9 protein-coding genes are annotated in these 8358 nt (G+C 42.8%); all 9 read right to left on the minus strand.

What is annotated here, in order from left to right:
• Window position 1: 1 nt before the first annotated feature.
• The 9 genes from R8O10_RS22465 to R8O10_RS22505 all read right to left on the minus strand — a co-directional run bounded on the left by R8O10_RS22465 (window position 2) and on the right by R8O10_RS22505 (window position 7778).
• Window positions 2–1399, minus strand: coding sequence for a conjugal transfer protein TraH (locus tag R8O10_RS22465; protein WP_118121293.1), 1398 nt, complete (start codon window positions 1397–1399; stop codon window positions 2–4).
• A gap of 17 nt (window positions 1400–1416) precedes the next feature.
• Entirely contained in the window at window positions 1417–2412 is a 996-nt protein-coding gene (gene traF / locus R8O10_RS22470; protein WP_225492084.1) for a conjugal transfer protein TraF, read from the minus strand.
• 271 nt (window positions 2413–2683) lie between these two features.
• Window positions 2684–2926: a hypothetical protein gene (locus R8O10_RS22475; RefSeq protein ID WP_025624993.1), complete on the minus strand. Its 243-nt coding sequence runs from the start codon at window positions 2924–2926 to the stop codon at window positions 2684–2686.
• Window positions 2926–4104: a toprim domain-containing protein gene (locus R8O10_RS22480; RefSeq protein ID WP_318129525.1), complete on the minus strand. Its 1179-nt coding sequence runs from the start codon at window positions 4102–4104 to the stop codon at window positions 2926–2928. The genes R8O10_RS22475 and R8O10_RS22480 overlap by 1 nt, the downstream gene beginning before the upstream one ends.
• Window positions 4091–4426: a hypothetical protein gene (locus R8O10_RS22485; protein WP_025624995.1), complete on the minus strand. Its 336-nt coding sequence runs from the start codon at window positions 4424–4426 to the stop codon at window positions 4091–4093. The genes R8O10_RS22480 and R8O10_RS22485 overlap by 14 nt, the downstream gene beginning before the upstream one ends.
• Window positions 4427–4813: 387 nt before the next feature.
• Window positions 4814–5098, minus strand: a complete 285-nt coding sequence (locus tag R8O10_RS22490; protein ID WP_318129524.1) for a hypothetical protein — start codon at window positions 5096–5098, stop codon at window positions 4814–4816.
• Between the two features lie 74 nt (window positions 5099–5172).
• On the minus strand, window positions 5173–7014 hold the full coding sequence (locus tag R8O10_RS22495) for a VWA domain-containing protein (RefSeq protein ID WP_318129523.1): 1842 nt from the start codon (window positions 7012–7014) through the stop codon (window positions 5173–5175).
• 72 nt (window positions 7015–7086) lie between these two features.
• Window positions 7087–7332, minus strand: coding sequence for a hypothetical protein (locus R8O10_RS22500; RefSeq protein ID WP_025624734.1), 246 nt, complete (start codon window positions 7330–7332; stop codon window positions 7087–7089).
• 2 nt (window positions 7333–7334) lie between these two features.
• Window positions 7335–7778, minus strand: coding sequence for a DUF2787 family protein (locus tag R8O10_RS22505; RefSeq protein ID WP_025624732.1), 444 nt, complete (start codon window positions 7776–7778; stop codon window positions 7335–7337).
• Window positions 7779–8358: the final 580 nt, after the last annotated feature.

Genomic DNA, 8358 nt, shown 5'->3' on the forward strand with positions numbered 1-8358 from the left:
ATTACTTACCTGTCAGTGTATTGGTTTCACCTTCACCAAAGTTGACACTATCAAGCTTCGCTTTGATATCTTGGAAATCAGAGTCTTTAGATAGAAGGTTATATTCTTCCAGATAGTACTTAGAGCTATCTAGGAGCACCTTTTCAGCTTGCGTTTTCGCTGATTCTTGACTGTCAGTAGTGAAAAGGTTTTTAAGAGCAGCTTGTGTAACTTGGATGTAGGACGTTACTTGCATGTATGCGAGATCAAGAGCCAAACGCTCCGCACAGGTATTGGCTATGTAAGTACCAACCGTAGCCACAGTGCCGTTAACCGCGGCTTGGTAGATTTTTTGATTACAAAGCTGACCAATCATCGTTGGGAACTTGAGAGTTTGTTTTGCGTTAGTACTCCACTCAGTGTCATTTTGGTAGGCAACAATGACACCATCGCTTCCAAGCAAGGCATCATATACACGCTCACGTAACCCTTTGATAGTGACAGATTTAGATGGTGCAAGCGGTGCATTTAGACAGCCGTTTTTATCCGATGTATCACAGTCATAAATTTTGAATGTGCCACCGTCTATTAAGTCGATTAGTCTAATGGTACGTCCCTGGTACACCGTAGGCTTAGGATCTGATTCTGGATCGCTACTTCCGTTTTTGATTACTACTGTACCAATCATGGTCATAAGTAACTCTAGGAACTCGTCATCTCCACCGTATAGGCTATGAACTTCGCTTTCCTTCATCGCTTTCCATGTCGCATTGATAGTGATTTTTTCTTTCGTGGTTGTAGGATCAGCTGTAGCCAAAACTTTAGATGGAGAGCGACCAGCTTCATTAGCCCATCCCCATGCTTCGTTTAGGTCTTCCCATTGACCGCTGTTGACACCGAGAGTCTTCGCTGATGTATCGGCTTTTGCCGTTGTCGCAAAGTCTATTCCCGCATTAACAATGCCTTGCGCCGCTTGGCAGCTATCAATATTCATGTCGTTGACAAACTGCGCTGTTTTTTCCAGAGAAGTCATGATCTGTTCACAGGTTGGACACGCTGATTGCAAAGCCAGTTTTACACCATATCCAAGAGCATTTGCGCCAATTGCCTGAAATGTTTGAATAAATTCATCTTTGTTAATGAACGAGAAGCTACCGCCATACAGATTTATCCCACCACACCCTGCGGATACTGATGGCGCGGTTGCAGATACTAAGTTTGAGCGTTTGATAGGGGCTTTCATAAACAAGCTACCACCGGATATCACGCCTCGACGAGCAGTGTTATAGGCATTAGGATCTGTTGTGTTGGTTAGCATATTGAAGGTATCGCGCATTTGGTCATCTAAGCTTGCAGTAGCAAGTGGTGTATTTAATAAGCTGACCATAAACAAGCTGCCCGTTAATAGATTTAGTTTCATTGCAGTAATCTCCTTGTTTATTGCGCTGATAAGCTTTGTTGATAAAGTTTTTGAAATTCTTGTGGGGCATTCTCAGGAACTTGAAGTCCACCGGTTACGTAGCCATTTGGATCAACATACAGACCGCTTGGTTTGGTTAATTGGTACTGTTGTTCGTCAATCAGACCTGAACGCAATGCAGCAAACAAAATGCGATCCTTTAGGTCGGTTATGGAGTGCATCCCCTGACCTACTAGTTCAATTGCTCTGGTTTTTGGGTTGAACAGGTACGTAGCGGGTAGGACTTGAATACCTAGTGATTGGGCTTGTGTTGTGTTGACTTCAAAGGCTTCACCAAGAACGGTTGGTGGAGGTGTGCCATCCATTGAAACAGGGAATACAGTGAAGCCAAATTCCGACTGTAACTGTGCCACTAGCTCTGCTTGCTGTTCACTGAATACATCTTCACTACGGTAGAAGAAATATAAGCCGGACTCGTTACCCATTTCCTCTAGTAGCGCATGCTTATTTTGAGATGCTTGTACATTCATAGTCTTCATCCCAAAGTTAGCGATTGGGCGAGATGAGGTTTGGTCAAGGAACGGTTCAGCCATTACCGCTTTTTGTCGTTCCATACCAAACGCAACGGCGCGATCACGCATAAACTTTTCTAAATACAGATAAGTTCGCATTGCCTCCTGGTCATATGGATTGTTCATCGCGGCATCAGCATATTTTTGAAAATTCTCTCTAAACCATGCGCTTGATAGTGGCTGTTCTTCTGGCTTGGTTTTGGCTGGCTTGGGTGTAGGTTGCGGTTGTTCTTGCTTTAGTTTTTCTAGGAACTTTTCTTTCTCATCTTGCGGTAGTTGTTCATACCAATACCAACCTCTTTCACTATCTGCGAAGTATTTGTTATCGCTGCCACTTTCGTTAGCTAAGGTTTGTTTCTTGGTTTGCGTTGGTTGGTTTTGCGCGTGAGCAAAACTGGAAATGACTACACCTACAGCTATAGGTAGTAAGAGTTTGTTCATTTAATAATCCCTTAGTCTTAATTCGACGGAATGTGTTTCATCTCTTATTGACTCACACTTTTCGAATTTCCAAAGTCAGCGAGAAATGAGGCTAGATTGCGTTGCGGGTATTATTAGAACAGTGTGATAAGCGAACAACTTAACAATGTTAAGACGTTTGGTGTTGGATGTCGGGTATTAGGTGTTCAGAGGGAAATGTATCAAAGGAGTAAGTGTGTTTAGGTATAAGTTAAAGACATCCCACACGCCTTTGGCGTGTGGGTTATCTCAATTAAATTTCTGTTGAACCAACAAATTGATCACCAAGTAGAGCATCTGCCCCGCAATACTCCCACTGCTGAGGGAATAGCTGCGATAGGCTGACTAGAACATCGTGTGTCCAGCCACTCATTGGCGCATTATAGCTAGCTAACAGTTGACCCTCTAAGCTCACAATTAACAACCGGTTGAACCGGTTCGGCGTGAGAATATCAGGCTCTTGCTGAGATTGAATATCTGTAATGAAACGAATCATTAGCAAGCCCCCTTCCATATTTGTGTATGGTGATGAGGAAATTTGCTTGTGCCGTGTTCAACTAAGACATCATTCCAATCAATAGATTTAACTCCGGTTGGGATATCCCAGGTCGGATACATAATCACGACCCATTCATCGCTATCTTCTAGGCGTTCTGCAAGCCCCATAGCAGCATCTAATCCAGCTTCTACGGTTTTGCCATGAACAACACGTTTAGTGTCTTTATCAGCCCAAACAAAGATGTACTTGACCCCTTTAGGTGGCTGAAAGTTTTCCAAGATAGTTGATGATATACACGCCCATACGGGTTCATTTTGACAACCTCTGTCAGCAAGCATTTGCTTTACTGACAATGCTGTTTCTATACCTTCAGTTACGTGCAGGATTTCTCCATTGATTTCTGCCAAGTGTATTGCGCTTCCCGTTAAAGGACGAGACTCACATCGAGACATCAGTTTTTTAGCATTAACCTCGATACCTTCCACAGCCATCTTTAGCTTATTGCCTTGATGATCCAAGAAGGTTCGATGAATTGTTGCTGCCTTACCATCGGGATAAGTGACCAGCGAAACGAGAGCTGGAAACTTGCCAATGAAAAGGTTCTTCTTAATGCCGTTGACTTTACGTGTTTCATACAAGGGCATTGCAGGGTTAAAGCGCATAGTTTTACTTAAACCATAGAGGTTTAGCTTTTTTAAGTCTAAGCCTCTACGAGACAAGTAAATCCGAGCTAGCTTGGCTTCCGGTGCAGTCAAGTCATATGCGGTTTGCCATGCTTTTCGCAATGAATACCGACATTTTTTGAGATGACTGGCATCCACTTTTGGTTGTGGCTGTGTTTGTTGTGTTTGGATACTAGCACCCTTCCACTCCTTGCCACTAAGACCAAGATAGTCTGCAACTTCATTTAGAACGTACTGAAAATCTCGATCTAAAACCCACATAAGTAGGTCAAAACCATTGCGAAATACACCGTGTTGGTTTGAAACCCCACCGCCAGTTTCCTTTGCATCTTTAAAAAGTCTAAATCCATCAGTACCACCATTTATTGGACAAGGTACGTGGTTCTCAACGTTTTTTGTTGCTTCGGAAAGACTTGGCGCGACAGCCTCAAGAACCTCTAACCAGCGACCCTTTGCCGCTGCTTTTACTACAGCTACTTTAGATTGATTCATAGTGGAATCTCCCTTGTAGTAGACGGCTAAGCATTGAACGTAAAAGCTCAGCGTCTAAACCTAATGAACGGCAACAATTGCAAAATGACAGAGGATGAACATAGTCATCTTCTAGTAGCCATTTGGTTGCTTCTTGCCGCATTAACTTGGATTTCCGACCATCCCGAATATCGTCAATAGCACTTTTGATCATGCCGTATTGAAGATCTTCAATCATTTGGTCAGTCCAAGTTGGATTTGAAATGTCATCTACAAGGCTTTGATTTTGCTGTGCCTGTAAATGATGTTTTTGATTGGTTGGTTGTGTAGTAATGCCTATCATGATGCTTCTCCTATAGTCCTTGAGGCTTTTCGAAGCCCGCAAGGGACAGGCAAGGCTTTGAAAAGCCCCAAGTAGAAGAAGTCGATAGAATTACTTGTCTGAACTCTCAGGTATCGGAGTGCCATATACCTGCAACGCATAAGCGATAACAGATACCTTGATAGCAATAACAATAGCGAGAGGGATAGAAATGCTCATGTAGCCTCCTGATTAACAGGGACTATCCCCATACGGGGAAATAGCCCCGTTTGGGTGTATGAGTGATAACCCATAAATTTGTGCCCAATAGTTAGACGCAAATTTATGCCCTATCACCAAATCATGACCTTTAAGCACAAGGCTTAAATTGAGTTTGGTGTGGGCGGGTATCAAATTAGAAGTGGATTGTTAAGAGTAGTATTTCCGAACAATTGGGCGTAGATAAGCACGTAAGGTGTTTATGTCATAGCCACAACTTAATGCGCAGATATCGGCACTAAATGGTTCATCACTTTCGTTCATTAACCATTCGATTGCTTCTTTCCGCATTGTGCTAGATTTGCGTCCGTCATTAATTTCATTAAGAGCTTGAATTAACATGCCCTCTTGCATCATAACGATTTCGCTTTCAGTCCATACACCATAAAACTCGGTTTGGCTCTTAACCTCTAGTGGAATTAATAGCTGTTCCATGATGTTGTTCCTTAAAAAAGGGCAACACCATTCCCTACGGGCAGTATTGCCCGATTGGGTTTGATATTAATAAGTTATCGAGTCACTAAAATATCTTTAGCTACTTTGAATAACTCTGATTTGAGTTCTCTAATGTCCTGAATGAACAGTGCATTAGGGAAGTATTGGTAGAACGCTTGTTTGTTACTAGAAATGCTGCCAATGGCAACGCCTATAACAGTAATGCCACTTTGGGTAGCTTTACTGACCAAACGAGCAAGTTCTTCTCTTTGACCACCATTCGGATAACCATCAGTGATAATGATGATGACCTTGTGATGTTTTCTACTGCTACATACTTTGCGTATGCAATGCCACAATGCAGAAGCTGTTGGGGTTGAATCCCCCCTACCATCTACTCTGTGATAACGCATGGCTAGTTTGCTGACGTTTTCACCTTCATCTAACAAGTTAAGTATGTTGCTATCGCAATCGGAGTCAGGAAACGCAGATGCACCGATGCCTACCCCATTGATTCGAGATAGAGCCTTTGCAAGAGCGAGCTGTGCTTCCCTTGCTGTGCTCATCAGATTACGAGATGTCATCGAGCCTGAGTTATCTACACAGACTTCAACAACTGTATCGATCTGAAGCTTTTTGCTTTTCTGTTTGAAAAGCCGAGCATCATTTACAGCGTAACGGTGTAAAGTTTTAGAATTCAGTTTTAAACCTGAAGACTTCGTTCTACAGCGCACTCTCATTTCATGTTCAACGATGGATTGCAGTTTTGCAGTAATCTGCGATGAAGTGCTATTCACATTTGACTCAATCCCCCAACGTATTCCGCTTATGGGATCAACGTTGATGACTTCTGGTAGCGACACTCTGGATTGCTCTGGATTGGCTTCTGCCAATACTTCGAGCGATTGAGCGAAACTACTCATATCGTCAAACGTTTCAGTTGAATCATTTGCTGCTTGTATTGCTGCTCTGATTTGATCTGACGTTGGTTGATTTAAGTCGTGCTGACCAGAACTTGTCGAATTTGAGCTAGAGTTATTTCCTTCGCTCTCCATCGACTGTTCAGGATCTACACTGCTAGATTGTGAATTGTCCGACCCTTGCGAGTTGGATTCTTCACTTTCAGCATCATTAGCTTGCCCTGCGCCCTCATCTGTTTCATCTGAACTGTCAGGTTCATTTGATTCATCAGGAGATGCCGAGTCACCTGGATTACTTTCCTCCGGTGTTTGGCTCGAACTGTCTGGACTAGGCTCATCTGGCTCATCCGGTTCATCTTCATCAGGATCAAACTCATTGATAAGGGTATTTACCTTTACCGCTAAGTCGTAAGCATCTTTAGATGAAGATAGGTTAGGAAGTTCATTGTTTAACAAGTTATTGACTTGCATATAAAGCTTGAACCCAAGGTTGAGACAAAATGCGTCTTCAGCAGCATCTAAGTAAGGCTGTAAGTGCGTTTGCCCCCGATGATTAACACGACAAGTCATCAGTAATAATTCACAAATACAGCTTGCCGGTTCTGCGTCAGTTTGGATTGGTGGTCGGCTACCGTCATTTTGACGGTTGATCCAGATTTGGTTAATCCAGTTCTTAGTACCTACCATGCTTTCAATCATTGCATTCTCAATTCGCAAGTCTTCAAAGATATTCCAATAGTTTTGCAACGCTGCGGAACTGAAGTCACCTTGCAGGTTGAAAGAATCAAATTTGAGGTGTGCAGCTTCATGAGACACAAAGCCAAGTACCGCATCTTTGTGTTCTTTCGATTTGATATTGAAATCTGGAATGTTGATGGTTTTACCATCGGTCCACGCCTGATTACCCGATACCGTTATACGAACACCTAACTTGTCTCCAAGTCCGGCTGCGATTAATGGTAGGGAATTGTGTATAAGCTGATTTTGCTTGTTCATAGTGTTTTCCTTTACGGGCAAACACTAGACCCCAAGGGCAGTATTTGCCCTAGTGGGAGTATTTAAAGTGGATTAGTTGATTACATGCACATGAACGTATTGGCAATTATCCAGTTCGTTCAAAGTGTAACTCTCAGTGCAGTTTGCATTGATAAGTGTAAGTAGTTCGTCCAACTCGCCATTCATTTCTTTTGTCGCTATTACATCGACCAAAAAATCTGAGCAGGAGTCGTTGGTGTACTTGAATAGACGGAGTTCATCTATCCAATCTCGAACCATGTTATTTACGTTGGCGATAATGAAGAAATTTAGTTCCATTATTACGCCTCCACCATGTCTTTATGCAGCAGTAAGTGACCGCCGATAAAGCTAACTTTAAGTTCGTCATACATACCTAAGCTAGCGTATGAGAGAGTGTTCTTTACAAACATCTCAAACGTTTCGCCTACTTCGTCGTTCAGTGGAATTAGACCCATGAACTCTGAATAGTAGGTATTCAGCGATAAATCGAAGTCATTTGACTTACAAAGTTGGGCATAGCTGCCTTGTCCCTCATAAGCAAATTCAGTGTAGTAGTGCAAAGCAACATAGTTGCCGAGCTTTTCAACCATGATTTCAACAGGACGGAAGCCACCTGTACTTGGGTGGTACTTTGTGTCGTTGAAGCTAATGATTGATATACCGTCCCGTTGTACATGTTCAGAAATAAACTCAATGAGTTCGTTTGGAACAGTAATCGGTAGGTTTTGTTTAAGAGTAAGCATGATGTACCTCATTAAAATAAAATGGGTACAACTACCCTACGGATGGTTGCACCCGTAGGTTTGATAGGATTCCACGTTAAGCGGAACTATTAGGTTATGTTTTAAAAGCAGATTTTGTGGTGTCGCTGCTTTCGCCGCTTGCGCGATCTATGACGATTCTCGTCCGACATCATACCGTTACCGGCAACCACTTTTTTGCCTCATAAAGAGGACTTGGTTTTGCTCCAAGTGGAGCATTTAGTGAAAGTCCAAATAGGACTCTCGGCTAAAATCTAACTTTCTTTGATTCTATAACACTCTGTTTAGTTTTCAAAATAATGTGTATCTCAATGCGCCCAAGTCAGCATTGAGATACACACTAACGTAGGGTTAGTGTGTATCGTGCTTAGTCTAATAGAAAAAACCTTGGAGTGGGAGTGACGGGCACTGGCTGGCAATGTCTAGCAACGGCAGGCATTTCGGCTGAGGGTAAAAGAACTTTCCGCTAAGCGATAGACTGTATGTAAACACAGTATTGCAAGGACGCGGAACATGCCTCATGTGGCGGCCAGGACGGCCAGCCGGGATCGGGATACTGGTC

The sequence above is a fragment of the Vibrio sp. 1727 genome (assembly GCF_033344415.1).
Lineage (GTDB): Bacteria > Pseudomonadota > Gammaproteobacteria > Enterobacterales > Vibrionaceae > Vibrio > Vibrio alginolyticus.